The following is a 25,580-nucleotide window of genomic DNA, read 5'->3' as shown; positions in this document are numbered from 1 at the left end:
GAGCTGTGCGCAACACCGAGCCGCCGGCCATCGGCGCTCGACGGGCTGTGATGCGGTTGATAAGCCCTCTCCTCAAGGAGAGTCGAGACATGACCGTTGCGATCGAGATGGGCCACACGACCGCAGGCGCTCCGGCGGCACTGGATCTTGAGGAGCTGCTGGCGACGCGCCTACTGGTGCAGGGCAATTCGGGCTCCGGCAAATCCCATCTGCTGCGCCGGCTGCTGGAGCAGAGTGCGCCCTGGGTGCAGCAGACCATCATCGACCCCGAAGGCGACTTCGTCTCGCTGGGCGACCGTTTCGGCCATTTGGTGATCGACGCCGAGGAGCATACCGAGCGCGGCCTGCAGAGCGCCGGCGAGCGGGCTCGCATCCACCGCGTCTCGACGGTTCTCAATCTCGAGGGGCTCGACGCTGAGAACCAGATGCGGCGCGCCGCCGCCTTCCTCGGCGGGCTTTTCGAGGTCGCCCGCGACCACTGGTATCCGATGCTGGTGGTGGTGGACGAGGCGCAGCTGTTCGCGCCGGCAGTGGCCGGCGAGGTTTCCGACGAGGCGCGCAAACTCTCGCTCGGCGCTATGACCAATTTGATGTGCCGTGGCCGCAAACGCGGGCTTGCCGGTATCATCGCAACCCAGCGGCTGGCCAAGCTCGCCAAGAACGTCGCCGCCGAGGCTTCCAATTTCCTCATGGGGCGGACCTTTCTCGACATCGACATGGCGCGCGCCGCCGACCTTTTGGGCATGGAGCGGCGACAGGCGGAGGCTTTTCGCGACCTGGAGCGCGGCCAGTTCATGGCGCTCGGCCCGGCGCTGTCGCGCCGTCCGCTCGGCTTGCGCATCGGCCCGACCGATACAAGTCCGCGCAACGGCACCCCGCGGCTGATGCCGCTGCCGGAAGCGGCATTGGAGGACGCCCGCGCCATCATCCTGGCAGCACCGCCGCCGGAAACTGTCCGGCCGCAGCGCCGGTCGTCGCCGGACCTTCTCGATCAGCTGATGGCGGCGAAGTCGGCGGCGCTGGAAATCCGCCCCGAACCGTCGGAGCCGCCGATCAGCGCCGAGGATCTGGCGGAGCGGCGTGAGCGCGTCGACCGTGTCCTGCACGCCGTTCTGGCGCAGCCCGACGCGGGCTTCCGGGTCATCGGCGTGCTTTATCAGGAGTTCGTGGTCCGCTGCCGGATAGAAGGCCTCGCCTCGGTGGTGCCGGACCTGCCCGCCTTTCGCCGCATGCTGACGCGCGCCCGCGCCGGCCTCGGCTCCGACATGGCAGGGGATGACGCCTGGCAAGACGTCTCGGCGCGCGCCTCGCTGCTGCCCGAGGATATGCAGGGCGTGTTCATGATGATCGCCCGCGCGGCGAAGGAGGGCTGGCCCTGCCCGAGCGACGCGGCGATCGCCCGCGCCTACGGCTCGCACTCGCTGCGCCGCGCCCGGCGCCTGCTGACTTATATCGAGGAGCAAGGCCTGATCGTCTGCCAGCTCGACGGGGTTGGAAGGCGGACAGTAACGCTGGTCGAACTGGCCTGGGCGACGGCGCCGGGGGATCCCGGTGCTGCGGAGGTGGAGCAGGGGCGTTTGGCTGTGTGAGGCGGCGGCCGAGCGCGCAAGGGAAATGCCACGCATCAAGGCGATGTATGGCCAAGCGGCAGGTACAGCGGCGAGTCTTTTTTGCGCAGCTAGGGCCCTGGCCCGCCACAGCTCTTCTGCCCGGTCTTCATCATACGCCGACGATTGGCGCGACGCAGATCCGCCTATTGTAAATTGTTCGACGCTACAGCACTCCCTCCTGCCGACGGCGCTTCACATATCTTCTAAATTACCGCGAGTCGGTTTGCTAATGAAGAGATCAGCCCCGATCAACTGACGAAGGACAAGAAATACGGCAGGACTGTAGCGCAAATAGCCGCCGAAACTACGCTACCGCCGCCGATTACCCCCTTCGGTTCATTCTGTTGACATCTCCTGCTTCTGGAGAGATGGTAAGATACTACGCGGCGGCCCTTTTTCCGAAGATTTTATTCTGCAGCTTCCTCAAAGGATTTCGGCAATGCGTTTGTCTCGATCGCGCCGACTTATGGCCATCGCTTTGACGGCAATCGCAGCCGTCACCCTTCCCTCTTATGGACATACCGAGGACAAGCTGCTGACGGAAGCGGTGCAGTTCAACGGTACGATCCTGTATCTCTCCACCGAAGTGCCTGGCCTGATCTTCGGCGCCGTGCGCAACGGCGAGACGGCCCTGGCCGGTTTCGGCAAGATTGCCGACGGGAGTGAAAAAGTGCCCGACGGCGACACAATGTTCCGCATCGCATCCGTGAGCAAGGTGTTCTGCGGCAGTGTGCTTTCCTCGCTGGCGATCGACGGCAAGGTACAGCTCACCGACCGGCTGCAGGATCGCCTTGGCTGGGACGTCACGCTCCCTGAGAAGGATGGCCGCGCCCTTCGCCTGATCGATCTCGTCGCGCAAGCTTCCGGCCTTCCGCGGGAGGTGCCAGTGGCCGAGGCGCCCCCCTCCGACCCCTTCTCTACGAACACCAAAGAGGCGCAGATTGCCGCCCTCAAGGACAATCCGCTGCTGTTCGCGCCGGGCACCGCCGTTCTCTATTCGAACTTCGGATACGACCTCCTTGGAGCGGCGCTCGCGAATGTCTCTGGAAAGCCGTATGCCGAGCTCCTTCGGGAGCGTGTCCTCGATCCTCTCGGCATGAAAGACACGGTTTTCAACGCAAGACCGGAGGACGAGCCGCGCCTGATGCAGGGCCATAACTTCGACGGCAGCGCGATGCCCATCGTGCCGACGAGCACAGCCATGGAGTGCGCCGGTGGATTGTACTCGACCGCGGACGACCTGCTGCGCTGGATGAACTGGCATGTCGAGAACAAGCCTTCTGCGGCCGATGCCGAGCTGCGGCTTTTGAACCACGCGGCTTTTTTGTACCGGGACGGGCTCGCGTCGGTGGTGGGGCTGGATGACGGCGGCCCGATGGACGCCATGGGTCTCGGATGGGTCATCATGCTCCCCACCGAGCATAGCCCGCTCATCCTCCAGAAGAGCGGCGGCCTGCAAGGGATGTTTCTCTATGTTGCGATTGCACCGACACGCGGCGTCGGCGCTTTCTTCGTCATGAACGAATTCAATGCCGCCGGCTTCATGGCGGGGGTCAAGACGACGAACGATCTCGTCGCAGAGATCGCTCCACGCTGATTTTCGCGCTGATCAGGGGGAACGTGCGCGATGATTAACGCTGGGGAGGGGCCTGACGGACCGCATGTTTGGTGGCCAGGCAAGCTCGACATCGGCTATTTCCGGCCGACGGCTTAGCTATCCCCTCCTGAGGACGACCACCGCATGATAGGTCGCCGCGTGCAAAGTCAGGCCCAAGCGGCGCTTTTGATCTCAAATGTGGAGCTCTCTGGCTCGACTGTTCTGAGCTTGAAAGGGTCGATTGACCAAGCTCAGATTGAGCCGTAGCTTCAGATAAGCGTGCGGCCTCGTTGTTTCAGCAGAGGCTCGCCTTGAGGGTACCGATGGCTGGCAGTGACGATGCGCGTCCGCCCAAGCAGGTAGGTGAGCCGGCGCCGCATCATTCTGCGCCGGCAACAGTGCGGCGACGCGAGCTTCTCATTGCCGTCTCGACGCTCGCCGCATTCTTCGGATTGCCCGCCGCGGCCCGTAGCCAGGTCGCCTTGAGCAGCGCGATCGACCTCGGCGCGTTTCGCGAATTGACAGGCATACTGACGGGCATGTCGCCGAGCGACGCCACGCTTCCGGAATTGTTCCTGCAGGCATTCTCCGCTGACGCCGCCGATCTCGGAAAACTGCATGCGATCGTGACGGAACAGCCCGAGACAGAATGGGACAGCGCGGTTGCGTCGGCGGGGCTGAAACCGCTGTCGGAATCGCTCATCCAAGCCTGGTATACGGGTAGCATCATGCACGGCTCGGAAGAACGCGTCCTTACCTATCTCGATGCGTTCGTCTGGCATGCCTGCGGTTACACCAAGCCGCCGACGCGATGCGACACGAATTTTGGCGCGTGGGCGAACGCACCGCCGCCCGGACGGTTTTCCGAATGACCGCGCCGGCGTCCGCCGATGTCGTGTTTGTCGGTTCAGGCGTAGCCGCGGCGCTTGCCGGCGCGGCTATCGCGAAAGCAGGCTTCAGCGTGCTGTTCCTCGAGGCGGGACCGCGCGTCGATCGCGGCACCGCTGTGACACGATTCCAGTACTCGTCCGCGAAGGGCCAGAATTCGCCTTACCCCGACCAGCCCTATGCGCCGCAGCCGGAAGAATCCGACTTCTCCGCCTACTATGTCGAGGCTGGGCCGGACACGTTTAGGGGACAGCAGGCGAGGATCGTCGGCGGCACCACGTGGCACTGGGGCGGGCTCGCCGCGCGGTTCCGGCCAAACGATTTCAAGATGCACTCGAAGTTCGGCGTCGGCGTCGATTGGCCTATCGCCTATGGCGACATGGAGCCGTGGTATCAGGCCGCCGAGGAAGAGATCGGCGTCGCGGGCGACGACACCGCCGATTTCGGGGCGCCGCGCTCAAAGTCGTTTCCGATGCCACCGATCCCCATGACCTATGCCGACAAGCAGGTCGGCATCGCTGCCAAGGCGCTCGGCTACTCGGTGTTGCCATTTCCACAGGCGCGCAATTCGGTGTGGCGGGATGGCCGCCCGCAATGCTGCGGCAATGCGAGCTGCGTGCCGATCTGCCCCATCCAGGCGAAGTACGACGCGACGCATCATCTCGCCATCGCGGAGCGCGCCAGCGCGCATGTCGAGCCGCAGGCCGTGGTGCACGAGCTAGTCGTCGGTCCGGACAAACGCATTGCCGAAGTGCGTTACCGTCGCCCGGATCGCAGCGAGGGCAGCGCGACCGGAAAAATTGTGGTCATCGCGGCGCATACTATTGAGACGCCAAAGCTGCTACTGCTTTCGACGGGAGACAATGCGCCGACGGGCGTGGCGAACAGTTCCGACCAGGTCGGCCGCAATCTGCTGTCGCAGATCGATGTCGGCATTCAGGGACTGACCAGGGATCCCGTGTTCACCTATCGCGGACCGGTCTCGACCGGTGGCATTGCCGAGCTTCGGGACGGCGATTTCCGCAACGAGCGTGCGGCCATCGGCATCTCGCCTTCCAACGAGGGCTGGGCGCGGGCGGTCGGTCCGTTCCAGGCTGCGACGACCTTCATCAAACAGGGCCTGCGCGGCGATGCGTTGAAGGCGGCAGTCCGTTCGCACGTCGCGCGGGAGCTGATCATTGGCAGCTCTGCCGAAATGCTTCCCAATCCGGACAATCGCGTGACGCTGAGCAATCAGATGGACGGGATCGGCATTCCGCGGCCGAACATCGCCTTCAAGTCTGACGACTACACGGCGCGCGGGCTGGCGGTCGCGCGCGATGTGCAGAACAAGCTCATGGCTGCACTCGGCGCCACGCAGATCAAGCAGCTCGGCCCGATCGCTGACAGCGCGATCATGGGCGGCACGACACGCATGGGAGATGACCCGCTCACCTCGGTCGTCGACAGGGACCTGAAGAGCCACGACCATCCAAACCTCTACATCGTTGGCTCGTCCGTCTTCCCGTCCATCACGGCGAATGCGCCCACGCTCACCATTGCGGCGCTCAGTGCGCGCCTCGGCGCGCATCTCATCTCCCTGCTGAAGGCGTAGATGTCATGCGCGGGCGGGGCACTGTTTTCCTCGGTTTTGTCTCCGCAATGATGCTCGACGCACGGCACGGCTTGGCGCAGGCGCCGGCGAACTGGCAGACAAGTTTCGGCGTCTCAGCCTCGGAGACGAAGGAGCGGATCGTTGCGCTGCACGACCACATATTGCTGATCGGCGTCTGCATCGTCGCGCTCGTCGCCATGCTGATCGGTTTCGCGCTCTTGCGCTTCCGGGCGAGCCGGCACCCCACGGCGTCAAAAGTCACGCGCATGCCCTGGCTGGAATTCGGCTGGACTATCGCGCCGGTGCTGGTGCTGGGCGCGATCGCCGCGCCGTCGCTCCAGCTGCTCGCCTATGAGAGCGATATTCCCGACGCACAGTTGACGATAAAGGCCAGCGGCCATCAGTGGTTCTGGCGTTATTCCTATCCCGACAATGGCGGCTTCGCATACGATTCCATCATGTTGCCGCCGGCCTCCGTTCCGGCCGGTGAACCGCGTCTGCTAGCGGTCGACAATCGCATGGTTGTCCCGGTCGGCGCTGTCGTGCGCATACAGGTGACATCGTCGGACGTCGTGCACTCCTTCTTCATGCCGGCACTGGGCCTACAGATTTACGCTATGCCCGGGCGCCTCAACGAAACCTGGACACGCGTCGAGAAGCCGGGCGTCTATTACGGGCAGTGCAACCAGATCTGCGGTCTGAATCACTCCTTCATGCCGATCGCGATCGAGGCCATGGCGCAGCCTGATTTCGACGCCTGGGTGCGGGACGCTGCAACGCGATATCCGGTGGTCAGCGCCGCGACTATATCAGCGCAGGTGGCGAAATGAGCGCCACCAAACATAGGCGCGCGTGCCGGTCGATTGCGGCTTGGCTGTTCACCACCGACCATAAGGCGATCGGCACGCTTTATCTCGGATTCGCGATCATGGCGGGGACGCTGGGCGGCGCGATCTCGGGCTACATGCGGCTCGAACTGGCGCAGCCGGGCATGGACTATGTCGTCAACGGCCAGTCCTGGAACGCGCTGATCACCGCGCATGGCCTGATCATGATCTTCTACATGGTGATGCCGGCGTTGATCGGCGGCTTCGGCAACTGGTTCGTCCCGCTGATGATTGGTGCGCGCGACATGGCCTTTCCGGGACTGAACAGTCTCGGCTTCTGGTTGCTGCCGCTGTCCTTGATCATGCTGATCGGGTCGCTGCTGGTCGGCGACGGAACGGGTACCGGCTGGAGCCTCTATCCGCCGCTGTCGGGCATAGACGGCCAGCCCGGACCATCGGTCGACATGACGATCCTCGCGCTGCACTTGGCCGGCATTTCTTCCGTGATCAGCGCGATCAATTTCGTCACTACCATCCTCAACATGCGCGAGGATCGCTTGCCGCTGTTCGGCATGCCGCTGTTCGTTTGGTCGATCCTGATTTCGTCGCTCATGCTGCTTCTCGCCATGCCGGTGCTGGCTGCCGCGCTGGCGATGCTGCTTGCCGACCGCAATTTCGGCGGCGCCTTTTTCGATCCAGCCGGCGGCGGAGACCCGATGCTGTTCATGAACCTCTTCTGGTTCTTCGGCCATCCGGAGGTCTACATCATGATCCTGCCGGCCTTCGGCATCATCAGTCAGATCGTCTCGCGGTTCTCAGGTCGCCCGATTTTCGGTTATCCCGGCATGGTGCTGGCGATGGCATCAATTGCGGCGCTGGGTTTCATCGTCTGGGCGCACCATATGTTCACCGTCGGTGGCGGCTTCGCGCCGCGTGCCTTCTTCACGCTGGCCTCGATGGTGATCGCGGTGCCGACCGGCATCAAGGTGTTCGCCTGGATTGCCACTATGTGGGGCGGGTCGATCCGCCTCACCGTGCCGATGCTGTGGGCGCTGGGCTTCATCATCATGTTCACGGTCGGCGGCACGACGGGGATCGTGCTTGCCAATGCCGGCGCGGATCAAGTGCTGCACAACACCTACTACGTCGTCGCGCATTTCCACTATGTGCTGAGCCTCGGCGCGACCTATGCGATCTTCGCCGGCTTCTATTACTGGTTTCCGCGCATGACCGGACGCATGTTCCCGGAGTGGGTTGGACGGCTGCATTTCTGGTGCTTCTTCATCGGCACCAACGTTCTGTTTTTCCCGATGCATTTCCTCGGACTGGCAGGAATGCCACGGCGCATCGCGGATTATCCGGACGGTTTCTTGGGCTGGAATATGATTGCGTCGCTCGGCGCTGTGCTCGCGCTCGCCTCCACGCTGCTGTTCCTGGTGATGCTTGCGGTCTCGCTGCGGCGTGGCGCGCTGGCCCCGCGCGATGTGTGGGGTCCGGCTTTCACGCATGAATGGGATGACGATCCCGAGATGGCGCGTGCGCGTGGCACGGCGGGCGCGGAGGCAGGCGCGTGAGCAAGACTGTCACCGAGGTCGGCGGCACGGATGGCCGATGGCCTGTCGCGATTGCTGTCTCGCTGTTCCTGCTAGCGTGCGCCGGTCTCGCGCTCTTCCACCCGTCGCTGTTCGGCACGCTGGCAGGCAGCATCGCGGTACTCGGTCCGCTCGTGATCGCGGTGGGGCTTCTGCCATTGTTCATCGCTCTGACAGCGTGGTCGCGGGCGACGAGTGGTGAGCGTGCGAATGGTCCGCAAAACACCTTTGGCCCGAGGATCGCGATCATCGCCTTAATCGCGTCCGAGGTAGCGTTCTTCGCCGACTTGTTCGCCGCCTACCTACGATACGCGATCTATCCGGAGGTCGCGGGGTTCAGCTCATGGCCACCTACGCCGATGCGCCCCGACGACCCTTGGGGCGGCCCGCTTCTCAACACAGTGATCCTCGTCGCGTCGGGGGTCTGCGTCGCAGCGGCGCACGACTGGCTTCTGAAAGAGCGATGGCAGCTTTCGGCTATCGGGCTTACCGTGGCGATCGCGCTCGGCGGCGTGTTCGTCGGCCTCCAGCTTCGGGAATTCAGCCTCGCCTCGGTGGGATTCCGCGACGGTGTCTATCCCTCGATCTTCTTCCTTACGACTGGCTTCCACGGCCTGCACGTCGTTATCGGCATCTTGTTGCTGTCGATCGCCGCATATCGGGTGATCCGCGCGCGCTCAGCCGGCGGCGCCGGCTTCATCCCGACGGCGGCATCCTGGTACTGGCATTTTGTCGATGCGGTGTGGCTTCTGCTGTTCGCCGTCTTCTACGCCTGGGCCAGCTAGGAGCGTGCCGACGCGACGTCGACTAGCATCGGCATTGCTGAAGGAGCCGGCTGAGGGCGGGCCTTCGCGGTTCAAAGTTGCACAGAAGCAAACTCAAAAGCACCCAGAAGAGCTGCCTCTGGCGGAAGTGATCTTACTCCATAGTCGATCAGTTTCCTGCAGGATCAAGTAGTGTAGTGGCTCCCCTCCTCGATCATCAATCGACCAAGCATATCTCAAGCTGTAGTTGCAAAAGAATTGCGGCCGTGGTTTTGCCTAAAGGCAAGTTGCGTTTCAGGATGAGGGCCGCAATGGCAGAGCGTCATTCAATTGATCACGAACTTGCCGTAAAGGCGGTGGCGTCTTCCGTGCACGATGCCATAGCGACTCGCCATGGCTTGCGCGGCTGGAACACGAGCCAGGTGACCGGCGACGGCGCCGGGGGATCCTAATGCGGGGGAGGCGGAGCAGGGGAGCTTGGCTGTTGAAGGTTGATGCGCTTGGGCGAAAGCTGACGTCGCTCAACATCAGCAAACGCCAAAAACCGCGGGGTGGGTGGCCGATCAGAGTCTTCGCAATCTCTGTCGCCACGACATGCTCGAAAATGCGCGCCCCAGATCCTTGGCGAACAGATCCCAGTCCGCCTCCGCGACTTGTCTTTACGCAGGTGGCTGAATTGGCATTCTGGGTTTACATCGGCAGCCAAGCCCCTAGTTTTAGAGTTTCGCGCCGCGCACCTTAGTGCGTGGATGATCGAAAACGGGACCGTGAACTCTGGCCGGTCCCTCAAAAACTCCCAAAGGATGACTGCCATGACACAGGCCAAGAATGGCGACACCGTGCGCATCAATTATACTGGACGTCTAGCCGACGGCACTCAATTCGATTCTTCCGGCAGCGAACCGCTGCAATTCAAGCTCGGTGAAGGGCAAGTGATCCCCGGCCTTGAGACCTATGTCGAGGGCATGGAGGTAGGCGCGAAAAGCACCGTCACCGTTCCCGCCGACGCTGCCTATGGCCCCCACCGCCCCGAAGCGGTCATGACCGTCGACCGCGCCAGGGTGCCGGACAACCTCAACCTCGATATCGGTACTCGATTGCAGGCCAGAACCCCCGAAGGGCGCCCCATGCAGGTGACGGTCGTCGGCGTCGACGACGCCAGCGTCAAGCTCGACGGCAATCATCCGTTGGCCGGAAAGGATCTGGTGTTCGACGTTGAACTGGTCGAGATCGTTCAGGCGGCGTAGACTATGCTTCGGTCAAAAGAGGCCCCGGCTCCAGCGCTTCCCCTACCGATCCTCAATAATCCGCAAATACGCCGCCGTGACGAACAGCACGATCAGCCCGAACAGTATCCGCCGCGCGCCTTCCGGCATTTGCAGGATGGTCAGCAGGGTCGTCAGCACGGTAAGGATCAGCGCCCCGATGATCGTGCCGGTGTAGCCGCCGCGGCCGCCGAAGATCGAGGTTCCGCCGATCACCGCGGCTGCTACCGAAGGCAGCACCAGCGGCTCGGCCAGCGACAGCGACGGCGCCTTGATCAGGCCTATATAGAGCAGCCCGGTGATGCCGGCGAGCACGCTGGAGATGACGTAGAGCGCTGATATGATCTGCCAATAGCGGACGCCGGACAGGCGTGCTGCGCCTTCATTGTCGCCGACCGCGTAAAGCAGGCGGCCAAAGCCGGTGCGGTTCAAGGTGAAGACGATGAGGACGGCGATCGGCACGAACAGCAGCAGCGCGTTGGGCACGCCATAGGTGAGGCCAGTGCCCAACCAGGCCAGGAAGGGCGGAATCTTGGCGCCCGAAGCGATGACGGTGCGCTGATAGACCTGCAGGCAGCCGGTGCCGATCAGGCTGGTGCCAAGCGTCATGATCAGTGGGTGCACGCGAAACACGCCGACGCCGATGCCGTTGACCAGCCCAATCAGCACCGCCGGCACCAAGGCGATCAGGATCGCCACCGCCGGGTCATGGTTGACGACCTGCGTCGCCATGATGAAGGCGCTCATCGTCGCCACGGTTCCGACCGACAGATCGATGCCGCCGGTCAACATGGTCATGGTCTGGCATCCGGCCAGAATTGCCAGCGGAATGGCGAATTTGACGGTGTTGGCGAGCCAGCGCTCGTTGACGATGCCGGGGCGCAGGATCTGCAGGACCACCACCAGGATGACCAGCAGGATGATCAGCGGGATCAGCGGCCGGTCGGCCATGAAGCGCTTGAGGCGGCGGCCGAAGGGGACGGGTTGGATCGCGGTTGTGCTCATGAGGTTGCTCGCGATTGGGGTGGCGCGATGCCGGGAGAGGATGGCGTTCTACGGCGCCCCCCTCTGTCCTGCCGGACATCTCCCCCACGGGTGGGGAGATTGGCAGCTTCGGCGCCTCGCTCATTCTTGCAACGTCGACAATTGGCGAAAGCCGTCGCGCCGTCCAATCTCCCCCCAACTGGGGGAGATGTCCGGCAGGACAGAGGGGGGCGCCGTGGATCGCCGACTCCGTAAACCAGCCTTGCGCCATTGCTCATCATTGCCGCCCCCTCATCGTAATAAAGGCGCCGAACATGACGACGGCGACCATGATCGCGCCCTCGATGATTGCGGTGACGTTGGGATCGATGGCCAAGAGCGTCAGGTCGGTGCGCACCAGCCGCAGCACGAAGACGGCGACGATCGGGCCGAGCAGGCCGCCCTTGCCGCCGCCAAGCGCGACGCCGCCGAGCACCACCGCCGCCACGCTGGCGAGAAGATAGGGGCCGGGAATAGGGGCGCCGATGCCTGTGCTCATGGTCAGCGCCAGCCCGCCCATGGCAGCGAAAAGCCCCGACAGGGCATAGGCGATGATTTTGGTGCGCGCGACCGGCACGCCGCTGCGAAATGCGGCGAGCTCGCTGCTGCCGATGGCGTAGATCGACAGGCCGAGCTTTGAGCGCTTGAGCGGTATCCAGATAATGCACAGGCAGACGACCAGCAGCACCAGCGCCTTCGGTATCCAGGCAGAGATTTCTGGCAAGCCCGGGATCGCGACCGTGCCGACGATGGTCGCCCTTAGCCATTCCGCCACCGCGCCGCCGGGCGCACCGAGCACCAGCAGCGCCGCGCCCTGCAGGACGAACAGGGTGGCCAGCGTGACGACGATATCGGGCACGCGGGTGACGACGATCAGCATGCCGTTGACAGCCCCTAGCACCAGCCCCATCGCCAGCACGAACGGCACGACGAAAAGCGCGTATTCCTCGCTGGCGCCGTCCATCATCGAGGCGGCGGTGACGCTGGTCAGCGCCATCATGGCGCCGACGGAAAGATCGATGCCGCCGGCGATGACGACAATCGTCTGGGCGGCCACGGCAAAGGCGTAGGGCAGCACCGCGCGCACCAGCGAGCCGAAATCGCCGCTGCCGTAGCCTGGCTGGATGAGCCTGGTGATCACCAACAGGACCACGAACAGGACGAGCAGGCCGGCGACCCAGCCCTGACGGCGGACGAAGCGGGTCAAGGCTTCGCCACCGGGCTCGAGTGGATATCGGCAAGGATGCCGACGTCCACCTTGGCGCCGCGCGGCAAGCCGTAAGCGGCGCGCATCAGCGCCGGCTCGTCGGCGAGTTCGACGGGGAAGACGTCGACGACGCGCCCGCCAAAGATGACGATGACGCGATCGCAGACACGCTGCACCTCCTCGAGTTCGGATGTATAGAACAGCACCGACTTGCCTTGGTCGGCGAGTTCGCGCAGCAGCTTGTAAATCTCCTGCTTGGTGCCGACATCGATGCCGCGCGTCGGGTCGAAGCAGAGGATGGTGTGTGCTTCGGCGGCGATCCAGCGGGCGATCGTCACCTTCTGCTGGTTGCCGCCGGACAGCCGCTGCACCTCGCGCTGGGCGCGGGTGTCGATCTGCAGACGCTCGATCGCGCTGACGACCCTGGAGCGTTCCTGCGCCATGTTGATCGGTCCCCAGTTGCGCAAGGCGGCGCTGAACGGGAGCGCGATGTTTTCGCGCACGGAGCGCTGCATGGTCAAAGCTTCGGTGCGGTCGCCGGGCACATAGGCGATGCCGGCGCGGATCGCATCGGCCGGATGCGCGAATTTCACCGGCTGCCCGTCCACTTCGATGGTGCCGCCGGACGGGCGGATCGAGCCGGCGAGCGCGGCGAAGAGCTCGTCCTGGCCTTGGCCCTCGAGCGCGACGACGCCCGCGACCTCGCCGTTGGCCAGGTCGAACGACACGTCGTTGAGCTTGGTGCCGACACGAAGGTTCGCCACGCCGAGCCGCGGACGGCTGATTTTCGGCGAAGCGGCCTGGCTCGCCTGGCGCGCCGCCATTCGCGTCTTTTCGACCTTGGCGCCGAGCATCATCTCGACGATGCGCTCCTCGACGCCCGGCTCGATGTCGACGACGCCGACGGTCTCGCCGTCGCGAAGCACGGTGGCACGGTCGCAAAGCGCCGATATTTCGACAAAGCGGTGGGAAATGAAGATCACCGATCGGCCGCTGTCGCCCTGGCGGCGAACGACCTCAAGCACCTTTTCGGCAAGGTTTGCCGGCAGAGCGGCGGTCATCTCGTCGAGCAGCAACACGTCGGGCTCGACCGCCAGCGCACGCGCCAGATCGAGCACGCGCAGCACGGCCAGCGGGATGTCGCGCGCGGTGTCGCGGACGTCGAGGTCGGGAATGCCGAGTTCGCGCACCCAGGCGCGGAACGGCTCGACCGGCGTGTCGGTCAGGCGAAGGTTGGAGGCGACGTCGAGATCGGGGATCAGCGACGGTTCCTGATAGACGGGAAGCAGGCCGGCGCGGCGCGCATCGGCAGGCGAGCGCACGTCGCGCGTCTCGCCGCGGATCAGGATATGCCCGGCATCGGCGCGGATGGCGCCGGTCAGGATTTTGACCAGCGTCGATTTGCCGGCGCCATTGGCGCCCATCAGAGCGTGAACCTCGCCCGGCAGAACCGACAGCGACGCATTGCGCAACGCCACCACGGCGCCGTAGGTTTTCACGACGCCGGTGGCGTCGAGGAGAGGGTTGGTGCTCAAAATCGCGTTGCTTTCGTTCCAGAAACTCTCTTGCTGGCGCTCTACGGCCCCCCCTCTGTCCTGCCGGACATCTCCCCCACAAGGGGGGAGATTGGCAGCTTTGACACCGGCTCTCTTCTTGCAACGCCGAAGATTGGCCAAGGCCTTTGGTGACGGCTGATCTTCCCCCTCGTGGGGAGATGTCCGGCAGGACAGAGGGGGGCGCCGTAGAGCGCCAGCCAATTCAAGCCAGCGAATTACTCGCCCGGGCCCTTGCAGGCGATGATCTGCTCCTTGGTGTAGGTGGTCCACTCCGGAATGGAGATCGAGACCGGCCATTCCGGGCTCAGCGACGGATCGGCGGCGCTTTTCAGCTTGGCCTTGCCCTCCGCGGTGACGTTCTCCCACAGCTGCGGCTCGACGAGAACGGTCTGCTCTGCCGGCTTTTTGCCGTTCAGGATCTGCAGCGCCAAGGTCACGCCGGCGCCGCCGATCGAGCCGGGGTTGGTCACCGCCGCGCCGACGAGGCCTTCGACCGAGTTCAGCTGGCCGACGAAGCCGGCATTGTCGGCGCCGACCACCGGCACCAGCGGCGTCTGCGACTCGACCAGCGCGTCGACGATCACATTGTCGATGCCCGAGGTCCAGATGCCGTTGAACGGCGCTCCGGTGGCGATGAAATCGAGGATCTGCTGCTTGCCCTGGTCCTGCTGCCAGCCGGTGAAGACCTCATGCACGACCTTGACGTCGGGGAATTCGGCAAGCGCCTTTTTAAAACCCTTGTCGCGGTCGCTGTCGGCCGAGGCGCCGGCGGCGCCGCGCATGTAGACGACGTCGCCCTTGCCGCCGATCTGCTGGAACAGCCATTTGGCGCCGAGATAGGCATACTGCTCCTGGTTGTTGGAGATGATGTAGGCCGAGGGCTCCGTGACCGCCTGGTCGACGGCGACGACGACGATGCCGGCCTTGGTGGCTTCCTCGAGCGCCGACTTGATGCCGGCGGGATCGGCCGGGTTGACGACGATGGCGTTGACCTTGGCGCTGATCAGGTTGCGGATGTCTTCGAGCTGGCCGGCGGCGTCGGTGTTGCGATGGGCGATGTTGAGCTTGGTGACCTCGCCGGAGGCGAGCGCCTGCGCCTTGATGGCGCAGATCATCTCCTCGCGCCAGCCATTGCCCTGCACCGTGTTGGAGACGCCGATCGTGTATTTGGCTTCAGCGGACGAGACGCCCACCGAAGCCAGAAACGCCGCGCCGGCAAGCAGCGGGACCATTGCCAGATATTTTTTCATTTCAGTCTTCCTCCACCTTGTTTCAGTTCTGTTCGAAAAGAGGGTTCATTTCACGAAGGGGCGCAGCACGTCGCGGGCGAGCAGAAAGCCTCGCTTGACCTCATCGTCGCTTCCTTCAAAGCGCCGGTCCTCGTGTTCGATGATGATGGCTCCGTCGTAGCCGGCGCGGTAGAGGCCGGAGAAGATCACATTCCAGTCGACATCGCCAAGCCCCGGCATGCGCGGCACCTGCCAGCCCATGCCGGCCGAGAGGATACCGCGCTCGTAAAGCCCATCATGGTCGATCATCAGGTCCTTGGCATGGACATGCAGCATGTACGGGCCGAATTCCCTGATGAAGCGGGCCTGGTCGATCATCTGCCAGACCAGATGCGACGGGTCGAAGTTCATGCCGACGTCGCCGCCCCAGGCGTCTAAGATGCGGCGCCAGATATAGGGCGAATAGGCGATGTTGTGGCCGCCCGGCCATTCGTCATAGCTGAAGATCATCGGGCAGTTCTCAAAAGCCAGCTTGACGCCGTTGTCGCGCGCATGGGCAATGATGGCGGGCCATAGTTTGAGTGCCTCTTGCCAGTTGGCGTCGATGGTTTTCGAGGCGTCGCCGCCACAGAAGGTGTTGACCACCGGCACGCCCATATGGCCGGCCAGCACGATCACCTTCTTCAAATGATCGACGACGGCCTTGCGGTGGGCGGCATCGGGATGCAGCGGATTGGGATAAAAGCCGAGGCCCGAGATCGCCAGGTTCTCTTCCGCCAGTGCAGCAGTGATTTCCTTGGCCTGCGAGGCCGAGGTGGAGGCGGCGTCGATATGGCTGGTGCCGGCATAGCGCCGGGCAGCGCCTGAGGATTTCGGCCAGCAGGCGATCTCGAGCGCCTCGAAGCCGGCAGAACTTGACCAGTCGGCGACCTCGCCGAGCGGGGTGTCGGCAAACGGTGCGGTGAGCAGTCCGAGCTTCATGTGGCCCTCCCGTGGTTCACGACCGGCCTACTATGCCGATTGTGCAGGCCGCTTCAACCGTGTGGCCGCCGGCAATGCGCAAACCTGTCTGACGAATGCCATCGGATCGTCGCAGAGCAGTCCGTCGTGGGACATCATCATTGGCGGCGATCCGGTCCGCCAGGCCATTCCCCCGCCGCCGGCAAAGCAGCGATGGAAGGCGCCGACGCCGGATGTGGGCGATGCCCGGGGGCCAGCGCCGTCCGGTCGTAGGACGGCTTCTGCACGGCGGGAGGAAGCCGGCTAAGCAGTGCCGGACTTGGCGTTTCGGGCGATGCGAAAACCGTCACCGGTTCGCCCCGACGACCCATTGCTCCTGGTCGATCAGCGCGCCGGTCATCGGCCCGGACGCGTCGGAGAGCAGGAAGACGGCGAGGTTGGCCACCTCGTCGGCCGCCAGCAGGCGCCCGAAAGGCTGCGATGCATTGGCGGCGTCGATCCAGCCCGGACCATGCCCCAGCGTCTCGGCCTGCATGATGCGTTCGGCCGGCGTGTCGGTCCAGCCGACATTGATGCCGTTGACTCGGATGCGGTCGAAACGGTGCGCGTTGGCGGCGTTGCGGGTCAGCGTCGCGAGTGCGCCCTTGGTGGCCGAATAGACGGCGAGTTCGGGCGAGCCGCAATGCGCGTTGATCGACAGGATGTTGACGATGGCGCCGCCCTGACCTTGCTTGCGCATCTGCCTGATGGCCGCCTGCATCAGAAAGAACGGCGCCCGCGCATTGACGGCGAACAGCGCCGTCCAGTCGTCAAAATCGGCATCGAGGAATGAGGCGCGGTTGGTCAGGCCGGCGGCGTTGACCAAGGCATCGATACGGCCGAAGCGACTGATACATTCGTCAACCAGCCGCGCCGGCGCCGTGGTATCCGCCAGATCGGCGGCGACGAATGCGGTTGGCGTGCCGGCCTGGGAGAGCGACGTCGCCACTTCGCTGCCGCGCACGGGCTCGCGGCCGGTGACCAGCAGGCCGCCGGCACCAGAACGCGCCAGCGCCTCGGCGATCGCCCGGCCGATGCCTTGCGTCGCACCGGTGACCAGCACCACCTTGCCTTCCAACCGAAACTCCATTCCTCCTCCCGGGACAAGGTTTCCGTTTTCACAGATATGGAAGCCAGCAGATCAACCATGCGCTTGAAGCGATGTCGAGGCCATTGTCGATGCGGCGAGCGAGGCCTGGGAGGCGCCGACCATGCCGGCGGTGGCCGGCACTTGGCATCGGTCAGTGCGCAGGTCGGTCCAGGGGCGCAAAATAGTTGCCGTGAAAGCCAAAGGGGACGTGATGCGGTACGGAGGCCCGGGCGAGTTCGGCAAGCGTCGCGGCGTCTAGCACAAGCAGGAATGACGTGCCCGCGCCTGTATCGAGCACGACGGACAAGAGGACGCCGTCGTCTTCCTCTCCGCCCGCCGGCCGCGCCACAAATACAGGCTCGCCGGGATAGCAGCCCGATTCGGCCCAGGTCGTCACCGTTGCCGGCGCAGTTGCTGAAAGCTCGATCTTGGCAATGGTGTCAAGGAAACTGTCCGATTCACTTTGCCCTGTTCCCCATACGCAGCGATACGGCCTGCCTGCGCGGCGGGAATAGTCGATGCGCGGCAACTCGATACGCGTGTCGCAGAGTGGCTCCGGCACGATCTCGATAGCCCCAGAGCTGTTACCGTCGAGCGGAATGCGGTACCGCGTCAAGGTCGAGGTCGGGTTGATTTGCGCCCCGATGCGCAGCCGGTCGAGGCGCAGGTCATCGATGATCTTCGCATCGGGATAGGCGAGAAGGTCCACCAGCAGCGCGCCGTCCGCCTCGAACGCATTGACATGATGAAAGCAGAAGCACGGCGCTGCCCTGGCACGGACGGCGACAGCGCCGGTCGACTTATCGATTACCGTTAACAACGTGCCGAACTCCGGCTGCCAGCGATAATTCGTGATGAAGGGCTTGCCGGAGAAAGCGAGCTTGAGCGGGTTCACCCGAAGCGGGAACTCCGTCAGCACCAAATAGCGTTCCGACATGCCGAAGGAATGCATGTAGCTCGGCCGATCAACGGCCAATTCGGCCAGGACACGCTGCGCGTCCTTCTCGTCGACGAAAAGGCGATACGTGCTGCTGCGCCCCATCTCGATGACGTAGGAATAGCCGCGCTCGCCGTCGCTGTGCGGGTGCGCAGTCGACATCTGTCCCTTGATGCCCTGACTGAATCGGAGCCTGCCCTGCGTTTCGAGCGTGTGCAGATCGAAGCGGATCGGCATCGGCGTCTCGGTCAGCGCGACGACCTCGCCCGCCAGCACGGAGACATTGACGTTTGCATTGTCGGTCAGCTTTGGGCTGAAGATCGCCATGACGCGGCCAAAAATCGTGCGGCACGGATCCGTCATGAACTCGCCGCGCGCGATGCGGCCCTTCTCCATCGCCTCGCAATAGGATTGCGAGCGAATGAAGCGGTTGGAATAGCGGACCGCGCCATGGCGGAAGTCGAAGGCGTGGAGCATGGCGAGACCGTCGAACCAATGCGTATAAGCCTGCTGCCCGACCTCGAATTTCGCCGGCCCGGTTCGAAGCAGGCTGCCGGTCAGCCAGGGCGGCAACGCCCCCTCCACCTTCAATGGCAGCTGGTCGACTTCGTGTTCGAGTGTGGTGAAGCCCAGTGCGTAACGGCCGTTCGCTTCCGGCATTCCAGCCTCCTTCGCTTGCCTGGTGCCTCCGCCCTCCTGCCACTAAACGCGTCAGCGATGCCGATGTTCACATCCGGGAGATGGACCGCTACAGCTCATCTGGCCTGCCAACCCCCGACAGCAGCGAGATCGATCAGTTCGCCATGGATCAGGTCGCCGGCGCGATCCGCTGGCAAGCACTGATCGACCATGCTCGGGCCGCTGCAAAGATGCGGCTGATTTGGGCATCTGACAACAGCATGACTCCCCCAGGCGGGCGCCAGCCCACTTCGGCAAGACCTGATTTCGCTCTTGTGGAGCGATTTCGGTCGAGCTAAATGTCGGTTGGGCTTAGGGGTTTGAAGTGACTGACATCATCACATTCGTGGTTGCTGGCGCGTGGGCGGCAGTTGGATTTGGCGTGATCTGGTACGTCAGAACGAGACCGCCTATCCCTGAAGGTCACGAGGACCCCGATCTGCGAGAATGGCTTGATGGTCAGGTTTAAAAGCCCCAAGCTCAAAGCCCGCCAGAGCGCGTTCGGGGTGCGCCGCTACAGCTATCTTCTTGATTTTACTGGAGTAAATTTCCGCTGGTGGAGCTGAGGAGGATCGAACTCCTGACCTCGTCATTGCGAACGACGCGCTCTCCCAGCTGAGCTACAGCCCCGTCCAGCGGAATGGGCGCATTTATCGGGCGCGGCGGTTTCCTGTCAAGACGGCGTTTTGCCCAAAAGCCGAGCGGCCAGCCACCGGCCTGCCGTGCCGCGAAGCTGGCTCTTGCCGCCTCCGCCTGCAATGGCTACATGTCGGCAACAATCGGAGACCGGCATGATAGCCCTCATTCAGACCATTGTCCTGGCGCTTGACATTTATTGGTGGATCATCATCGCTTCGGCGATTTTCTCCTGGCTCTACGCCTTCAACGTCGTCAACTCGCGCAACCAGTTCGTCGATAGCGTCAGCAACATGCTGTTCCGGCTGACCGAGCCGGCGCTGCGTCCGATCCGCCGCTTCCTGCCCGATCTCGGCGGCATCGATATTTCGCCGATCATCCTGCTTCTGATCCTGTTCTTCCTGCGGCAGTTCCTGCTCACCACGGTGTTGTCGCTGGTCTGACCAGGCGTTTCATGATCGGGCCGTTTCGCCCGCGTAACGACGGCGTCGACCTGTTCGTCCGGCTGACGCCGAAAGCGGCGATGGACAGGCTGGAAGGTATCGATATCTCGGCAGACGGGCGAAGCCACCTGAAGGCGCGGGTCCGCGCCGTGCCGGAAAACGGCGCCGCCAACCAAGCGCTCGAACGACTGGTCGCCAAGGCGCTGGGAGTGCCGCGATCGGCCGTCTCGGTCGCCGCCGGCGGCACGGCCCGGCTAAAGACGCTGCGCATTTCAGGCGATCCGGCTGCGCTGGCGAAAGGGATCGAGGCGCTCTGCAGCGCTTGAACCGTTTCAGTCCTGCCCTCTTTGCCAAGACTTGGCATCTCCCCCCACAGGGGCAGGGCTGTCGCAGGTGGAAAGCCGAGGCTTTCGCTCTACGATGTACCCCCACCCCTAACCCTCCCCACAAGGGGGAGGGAGACTTCCGTTGGCGCTGCCCTCGGCAAATTGCCTGCCTTTCGGCGCCAAAGGGGAAGTTAAAGGCGCGCGGCTGCGTTCCCTCCCCCTTGTGGGGAGGGTTAGGGTGGGGGTCCACTTTCGCAAGAATCCAAATGCGATTGCCCTGCCTACGAGGGACAAGATTGGCGCCTCGGCGTTCAGATCAGCCCGCGCTTGATCATCATCGCTTCGGGCGACGGCATCTTGCCGCGGAAGGCGGTGTAGAGCTCTTCCGGGTCCTTCGAGCCGCCGGCGGCATAGATGTTTTTCCTGAGCCGCTCGGCCAGCGCCGGATTGAACGGGTCGCCCGTCTCCTCGAAGGCGGCGAAGGCGTCGGCGTCGAGCACCTCCGACCACATGTAGGAATAGTAGCCGGCCGAATAGCCGTCGCCGGCAAAGATGTGGCCGAAATGCGGGGTACGGTGGCGCATGGCGATGGTGTCGGGCATGTTGAGCTTCTCGAGCGTTTCGGCTTCGAAACGAAGCGGCTCGTCCGGCGCATCCGGCCGCGCGTGATAGGCCATGTCGACCAGTGCCGAGGCGGTGAACTCGACCGTGGCGAAGCCGGCGCCGAAGGTGCGCGCCGCCAGCATCTTATCGACCAGCGCTTTCGGCATCGGTTTGCCGGTCTTCACATGCAGCGCATGCTTTTCCAGCACCGCCGGCACCGTCAGCCAGTGCTCGTAGAGCTGCGAGGGCAGTTCGACGAAATCGCGGCTGACCGAGGTGCCCGCGACCGACGGCCAGGTGACTTCGGTCAGCATGCCATGCAGCGCATGACCGAATTCGTGGAACAGGGTTTTGGCCTCGTCAACCGACAAAAGTGCTGCCTCGCCCTCCGGCGGCTTGGCGAAATTCATGATGTTGTAGATGACCGGCCTGGAGCCATCGCCTAGCTTGTGGCCGGATTTCAGCGCGCTCATCCAGGCGCCGGAGCGCTTCGAGGGCCGCGCGAAATAGTCGGCCAGGAACAGCCCGCGTTCGCTGCCGTCGGCATTCCTGACGACGAAAACACGTGCGTCCGGATGCCAGGTGGCAATGCCCTTCTTCTCCTCGAAGCTGATGCCGAACAATTTTGTCGCCACGTCGAAACAGGCGTCGATGATGCGGTCGAGCTGCAGATAGGGCTTCAGCTCGGCCTCGTCGAAGGCAAACTTCTCGGCGCGCAGCTTCTCCTGATAGAAGCGCCAGTCCCAGGCGGCGAATTCTTCGTTGCTGCCGGCCTCGGCCGCCAGCCGCTGCAATTCGATCTGATCGCTTGCGGCCTTTTCCACCGCCTTTTCCCAGACCGGGTCGAGCAGCGCATGCACCGCCTCCGGCGTCTTTGCCATGGTGTCGTCGAGCTTCAGCGCGGCGTAGGATGCGTAGCCGAGCAGCTTCGCCTTTTCGGCACGCAGACGCAACATATCGCGCACCACGGCGGTGTTGTCGGTGGCGCCGCCGTTCTGGCCGCGCATGGTGAAGGCGCTGAAGGCAATCTCGCGCAGGTCACGGCGTTCGGAGAAGGTCGAGAACGGCTCGTAGATCGAGCGCGACAGGGTGACGGCATAGCGGCCCTTCTGGCCGCGCATCTCGGCGGCCTCGGCCATCGCGCTTTTCAGGAATTCCGGCAGGCCGGCAAGGTCGGCCGCGTCGAGGAACAGCGCCCAGTCGCGCTCGTCGGCAAGCAGGTTCTGGCCGAAATTCGTGCCGAGCGACGACAACTCCTCATTGATCGCCGCCAGCCGCTTCTTGCCCTTAGCGTCGAGCCTGGCGCCGGAACGGACGAAATTTTTCCAGGTCTTTTCCAGCACCCGCAGCGTTTCGCCATCGAGTTTCAGGGCGTCGCGGCGCTGGTAGAGCTCGTCGATGCGGGCAAACAGCCTCTCGTTCATCGAGATCGCCGAGAAATGCCGCGACATCTTTGGCGAGATGTCGCGCTCAAGCGCCTGGATTGCCTCGTTGGTGTGGGCGCCGGCCCGGCACCAGAAGATCGACGAGACATGGTCGAGCGCCTCGCCGCCAAGCTCGAGCGCTGCAAGCGTGTTCTCGATGGTCGGGGTCTCGGCATTGCCTGATATCGCCTCGATCTCGGCCTCATGCGCCGCCAATGCCGCATCGAAAACCCCGGAAAAATCGCCGTCGCCGATGCGGGTGAAATCGGGCAGGCCGAGCGGTCCTTGCCAGGTGGTCAGCGGATGGGCGGCGAGGTCGACGGCGGACGGCATGGGCATTCTTCCGTTAAGCGAGGGGCTTTCGCTGCGTGGCGGGATGAGGCGGATCGTCACCGATGTAAGGCGCCGGCTTGCCGCACGCAATATCGCGGCTGGTCAGTAGCTATCGCAGTTTTCTGCGATCGCCGCCTGCGAGCTGGCAGTGATGCGGTTGTCGGCGATCGCGAAGGTTTCCTGCATCAGCACGTCGTTATTGGGGAAATCATAACAGGCGATCACCGTGATGACGCCGCCTTCGGTCTTCTCGATCCGATGCCGGATTTCAGCCCCGGCGACGGCGCCCTCCCAGTCGTCGATGGAGGCGATGAATTCCTGCTTGGTCTGGACGACGCCGAGGTCGTCGAGTTTTATCCGGACGTCGTCGGCAAGCAGATCCGACAGTTCCGTGCGATCGGCGACCAGTAGCGCCGCATACCAGCGGCCGATGAGCGCGCCGTCGTCGGCGCCGGCGGATATGACTGAAAACAGCAGCGCCGCTGCGGCCAAAGCGATCGAACGGCATGCCATGCAACCCTCCTACGTCATCTCCGGCCGCTCGAAGTCGCCGGTGTCCTTGTTCATAACCCAGAGTTCGCCGGTCGAGATGTCGAACCAGGCGCCGTGCAGCGACAGCCGTCGCTTGCCTTCCAGGATCGAGACGCAGGGAAAGGTTCTGAGATTGGCGATCGAATAGCGGATCGAAATGCGCTCGAGCGCGGTCTGCCGCTCGGTCGCCGTCATGAAGGTGCTGGACGAAACGGTCTCGGCCGCCGGCGCAATCAGGCTCATCCACTTGCCGATGAAGTCGCCGGGCGACAACGGCGCGGCGGTACTGTCGAGTGCCGCGCGGATGCCGCCGCAGCGGCCATGGCCCATCACCACGATGTTCTTGACCTTGAGGCTCTGCACGGCGAACTCGAGCGCCGCCGAGGTCGAGTGGAACTGGTCGTCGGGCGCATAGGGCGGCACCAGATTGCCGACATTGCGCAGCACGAAGAGTTCGCCGGGGCCAGCGTCGAAGATCGCCTCGGGGGCCGCGCGGGAGTCGCAGCAAGCAATGATCATCGTTTCGGGGGCCTGGCCCTCGCGAGCAAGAGAGCGGTAGCGTCCGCTTTCGGCGAGATAGCGGCCGTTCATGAAATTGCGGTAGCCGGTGAGCAGATGGTCAGGGAGATGAGGCATTGGCGGCGTCTGGAGCCTTTCCGGGTTAGGCGGCAGCTCTTTGGGTCAGGAAGGCTCTAGCGGCAAAAGCCGGTCGCGAGCAATGCTGAATCGCGAAGGACGTGGTTGCCTTTCGCCAATGCGATTGCCTCGCCGATAGACGGGACCAAGAAATTCATGCCCAGATCGCCACAGGGATGCCAAATCGGTCGGCGAGCGGCGGATCCGGAAATGGCCTTGCCTCGCCGCTGGCGATGCGGCCGGCGATCAGCATCATCGCTGCGGCGTCGAGAAAGTCGTCGGCAGCAGCGCCTCGCGGCGGCGTCCGGTCGAGAAAGACCCTGGCATAACCGTGCCGGCAAAGCAGCGCCTTGCGTTCCGCTATGCCGGCCGGGTTGACGGCGCCCTTGATCTTCTTCGGCAAGCGCATCGCCTGATCCTCGTTCAGCCGGCAGAAGGCGACTTCCGGATGCGATTCGAAGACGCGGCGGCGCAGTTCGGGACGCGCGATCAGCACGGCATCGATCTCGCGGATCTTGGCAAAGATGCCAAAAGCCTGGATCGAGACGCCGCGCGGCGGATCGGAGGTCGCCTTGGCCACTTCGCTTGCCTGGCGATGCGCGGCATACCAGGCCTCGATCGTGGTGAAGCCGTCCGTATGCGTGTAAAGCGCCGCACGCGAGGGGATGGCGAAGACACTCGATTGCCTGTTGCCGAGCAGCGGCCGCACCAGCGATTCGGGCCCGCGGCCACCCTTTTGTGAAACATCGGGCAGGCCGATCGGCATGTCGACGGCGACTGTCGCATCGGCCGGCAATGCGTCGAGCAGTGCTGCGAAGCTTGGAGAAACGGCTGCCGAGGGAGCTGCGCCCGGATCGCGGCGAACGGCGATCCAGCCGGCCTTGCAGCCGTCGACGCCGACGATAGTCACGCTCTTTTGTCCCGCCCCGGATGCAGGAGATGGCGAAGCTGCACCATGGCCATCGGGTGCGACAGGCTCTGTGCGTCTGTTTCGAGCTGCAATTCGTCGCCGCCGCGCTTGGCGGTGCGCGCCAGGATCTCGTAGACCGCGGCCGTAGTCGACTGCAGTGCCTTGATCGCCGGCTGGCCGGACAGGATGCGCGCTAGATAGACGGCCGCCGTCAGGTCGCCGAGCCCATTGGGCGGCTTGTCGATGAGGCGATGCTCGGCGAGCAGCGCCTGGTTGCCGTTGAGCAGCAGATTGCCGGTGCCGCCGGCCATCATCGCCGGCGCCGAAGTGACCAGCATGGTCGACGGCCCGGCATGAAGGGCGGCCGCCATCACCGCTTTGAGGTCGGGCAGCGGCGCTCCCGCCATCCATTCCAGCTCGTAGCGGTTGGGCGTGGCGATGTTGGCAATCGGCATCAGCCGGTCGCGCATGGCAATGGCGGTCGTCTCCGGCACATAGAGCCCGCCCGAATCGCCCATCACCGGGTCGCAGATATAGACGGCGTCCGGCGTCTTCGCCTTGACCGCGCCGACCAGCGAGGCGACGGCGTCGGCCTGGCCGCCTTCGCCGAGATAGCCGGACAGCACCGCGCCGACCTCGCCCAGCCACGGGGCGCGCTCGAGATCGGCCATCAGCGCCCTGAATTGATCGAGCGGCGGCACGATGCGCGTCGCCCGTCCATGGCCCGGATGCCAGGGCAGGATGACGGTCGGCACCGCCCACACCGGAAAGCCCAGCGTCTCCAGCGCAAAGACCGCGGCGCGGTTGCCGACCGAGCCGCGCGCGACATGGCTGGAAATAACGATAACCGCGCGCGGCGCGTCGTATTCTTCGGTGCTCACG

General features: G+C 64.1%; 22 protein-coding genes and 1 tRNA gene. 10 read left to right on the top strand and 13 right to left on the bottom strand.

Annotation, left to right across the window (positions count from 1 at the left end; genetic code table 11):
- The first annotated feature begins 89 nt into the window (after positions 1-89).
- The 8 genes from AC0L2K_RS00360 to AC0L2K_RS00325 all read left to right on the top strand — a co-directional run bounded on the left by AC0L2K_RS00360 (position 90) and on the right by AC0L2K_RS00325 (position 10,119).
- On the top strand, positions 90-1,589 hold the full coding sequence (locus tag AC0L2K_RS00360) for a helicase HerA domain-containing protein (protein WP_473530315.1): 1,500 nt from the start codon (positions 90-92) through the stop codon (positions 1,587-1,589).
- Positions 1,590-2,049: 460 nt separating this feature from the next.
- Positions 2,050-3,207, top strand: a complete 1,158-nt coding sequence (gene ampH, locus AC0L2K_RS00355) for a D-alanyl-D-alanine-carboxypeptidase/endopeptidase AmpH (RefSeq protein WP_128168633.1) — start codon at positions 2,050-2,052, stop codon at positions 3,205-3,207.
- Positions 3,208-3,530: 323 nt separating this feature from the next.
- Complete coding sequence (locus tag AC0L2K_RS00350) at positions 3,531-4,079, top strand: sugar dehydrogenase complex small subunit (protein ID WP_473530314.1); 549 nt, start codon at positions 3,531-3,533, stop codon at positions 4,077-4,079.
- The gene (locus AC0L2K_RS00345; protein WP_473512361.1) at positions 4,076-5,689 is read left to right on the top strand and encodes a GMC family oxidoreductase; all 1,614 of its coding nucleotides are present in this window, start codon (positions 4,076-4,078) and stop codon (positions 5,687-5,689) included. The genes AC0L2K_RS00350 and AC0L2K_RS00345 overlap by 4 nt, the downstream gene beginning before the upstream one ends.
- Before the next feature lie 5 nt (positions 5,690-5,694).
- Positions 5,695-6,519: a cytochrome c oxidase subunit II gene (gene coxB, locus AC0L2K_RS00340; protein ID WP_091592347.1), complete on the top strand. Its 825-nt coding sequence runs from the start codon at positions 5,695-5,697 to the stop codon at positions 6,517-6,519.
- A complete protein-coding gene (locus AC0L2K_RS00335) occupies positions 6,516-8,090 on the top strand; it encodes a cytochrome c oxidase subunit I (RefSeq protein ID WP_473530313.1) in 1,575 nt (524 codons plus the stop codon). The genes coxB and AC0L2K_RS00335 overlap by 4 nt, the downstream gene beginning before the upstream one ends.
- Entirely contained in the window at positions 8,087-8,893 is an 807-nt protein-coding gene (locus AC0L2K_RS00330) for a cytochrome c oxidase subunit 3 (protein WP_473530312.1), read from the top strand. The genes AC0L2K_RS00335 and AC0L2K_RS00330 overlap by 4 nt, the downstream gene beginning before the upstream one ends.
- 791 nt (positions 8,894-9,684) lie before the next feature.
- Positions 9,685-10,119, top strand: a complete 435-nt coding sequence (locus AC0L2K_RS00325) for an FKBP-type peptidyl-prolyl cis-trans isomerase (protein WP_473530311.1) — start codon at positions 9,685-9,687, stop codon at positions 10,117-10,119.
- A gap of 42 nt (positions 10,120-10,161) precedes the next feature.
- Here AC0L2K_RS00325 and AC0L2K_RS00320 read toward each other — a convergent pair whose 3' ends face one another.
- The 8 genes from AC0L2K_RS00320 to AC0L2K_RS00285 form a co-directional block, all read right to left on the bottom strand.
- Entirely contained in the window at positions 10,162-11,142 is a 981-nt protein-coding gene (locus AC0L2K_RS00320; protein WP_473530310.1) for an ABC transporter permease, read from the bottom strand.
- Positions 11,143-11,398: 256 nt separating this feature from the next.
- Entirely contained in the window at positions 11,399-12,367 is a 969-nt protein-coding gene (locus AC0L2K_RS00315; RefSeq protein WP_473530309.1) for an ABC transporter permease, read from the bottom strand.
- The gene (locus AC0L2K_RS00310) at positions 12,364-13,902 is read right to left on the bottom strand and encodes a sugar ABC transporter ATP-binding protein (protein WP_128168624.1); all 1,539 of its coding nucleotides are present in this window, start codon (positions 13,900-13,902) and stop codon (positions 12,364-12,366) included. The genes AC0L2K_RS00315 and AC0L2K_RS00310 overlap by 4 nt, the downstream gene beginning before the upstream one ends.
- A 236-nt stretch (positions 13,903-14,138) precedes the next feature.
- A complete protein-coding gene (locus AC0L2K_RS00305) occupies positions 14,139-15,173 on the bottom strand; it encodes an ABC transporter substrate-binding protein (RefSeq protein WP_473530308.1) in 1,035 nt (344 codons plus the stop codon).
- A gap of 45 nt (positions 15,174-15,218) precedes the next feature.
- Positions 15,219-16,133 carry a sugar phosphate isomerase/epimerase family protein gene (locus tag AC0L2K_RS00300; RefSeq protein WP_128245886.1) on the bottom strand — a complete coding sequence of 305 codons (915 nt, stop codon included), beginning with the start codon at positions 16,131-16,133 and terminating at the stop codon, positions 15,219-15,221.
- A 325-nt stretch (positions 16,134-16,458) separates the two neighbouring features.
- Positions 16,459-17,241 (bottom strand): SDR family oxidoreductase, encoded by a 783-nt coding sequence (locus AC0L2K_RS00295; RefSeq protein WP_128168621.1) that lies wholly within the window; start codon positions 17,239-17,241, stop codon positions 16,459-16,461.
- Between the two features lie 151 nt (positions 17,242-17,392).
- Positions 17,393-18,838, bottom strand: coding sequence for a carotenoid oxygenase family protein (locus AC0L2K_RS00290; protein ID WP_473530307.1), 1,446 nt, complete (start codon positions 18,836-18,838; stop codon positions 17,393-17,395).
- A 572-nt stretch (positions 18,839-19,410) separates the two neighbouring features.
- Positions 19,411-19,486, bottom strand: a tRNA-Ala gene (locus AC0L2K_RS00285).
- 161 nt (positions 19,487-19,647) lie between these two features.
- On the opposite strand from AC0L2K_RS00285, the gene AC0L2K_RS00280 reads away from it, so the two are divergent.
- Both AC0L2K_RS00280 and AC0L2K_RS00275 read left to right on the top strand, forming a co-directional pair.
- Positions 19,648-19,935 (top strand): YggT family protein, encoded by a 288-nt coding sequence (locus tag AC0L2K_RS00280; protein WP_287260472.1) that lies wholly within the window; start codon positions 19,648-19,650, stop codon positions 19,933-19,935.
- Between the two features lie 11 nt (positions 19,936-19,946).
- The gene (locus AC0L2K_RS00275) at positions 19,947-20,261 is read left to right on the top strand and encodes a DUF167 family protein (RefSeq protein ID WP_473530306.1); all 315 of its coding nucleotides are present in this window, start codon (positions 19,947-19,949) and stop codon (positions 20,259-20,261) included.
- A 311-nt stretch (positions 20,262-20,572) separates the two neighbouring features.
- On the opposite strand, the gene AC0L2K_RS00270 is transcribed toward AC0L2K_RS00275, so the two are convergent.
- From AC0L2K_RS00270 to pdxY, 5 genes are all read right to left on the bottom strand, one after another.
- Positions 20,573-22,627 carry a M3 family metallopeptidase gene (locus tag AC0L2K_RS00270; protein ID WP_473530305.1) on the bottom strand — a complete coding sequence of 685 codons (2,055 nt, stop codon included), beginning with the start codon at positions 22,625-22,627 and terminating at the stop codon, positions 20,573-20,575.
- Between the two features lie 96 nt (positions 22,628-22,723).
- A complete protein-coding gene (locus tag AC0L2K_RS00265; protein ID WP_128168617.1) occupies positions 22,724-23,134 on the bottom strand; it encodes a nuclear transport factor 2 family protein in 411 nt (136 codons plus the stop codon).
- A 9-nt stretch (positions 23,135-23,143) separates the two neighbouring features.
- Positions 23,144-23,788 (bottom strand): carbonic anhydrase, encoded by a 645-nt coding sequence (locus AC0L2K_RS00260; protein WP_128248093.1) that lies wholly within the window; start codon positions 23,786-23,788, stop codon positions 23,144-23,146.
- Positions 23,789-23,942: 154 nt separating this feature from the next.
- Positions 23,943-24,698, bottom strand: a complete 756-nt coding sequence (locus AC0L2K_RS00255) for a DUF429 domain-containing protein (protein ID WP_473530304.1) — start codon at positions 24,696-24,698, stop codon at positions 23,943-23,945.
- On the bottom strand, positions 24,695-25,579 hold the full coding sequence (gene pdxY / locus AC0L2K_RS00250; RefSeq protein ID WP_473530303.1) for a pyridoxal kinase PdxY: 885 nt from the start codon (positions 25,577-25,579) through the stop codon (positions 24,695-24,697). The genes AC0L2K_RS00255 and pdxY overlap by 4 nt, the downstream gene beginning before the upstream one ends.
- Position 25,580: the final 1 nt, after the last annotated feature.

This window comes from Mesorhizobium sp. WSM4817, assembly GCF_055811135.1.
This window is presented reverse-complemented; position numbering and strand designations above follow the sequence as displayed.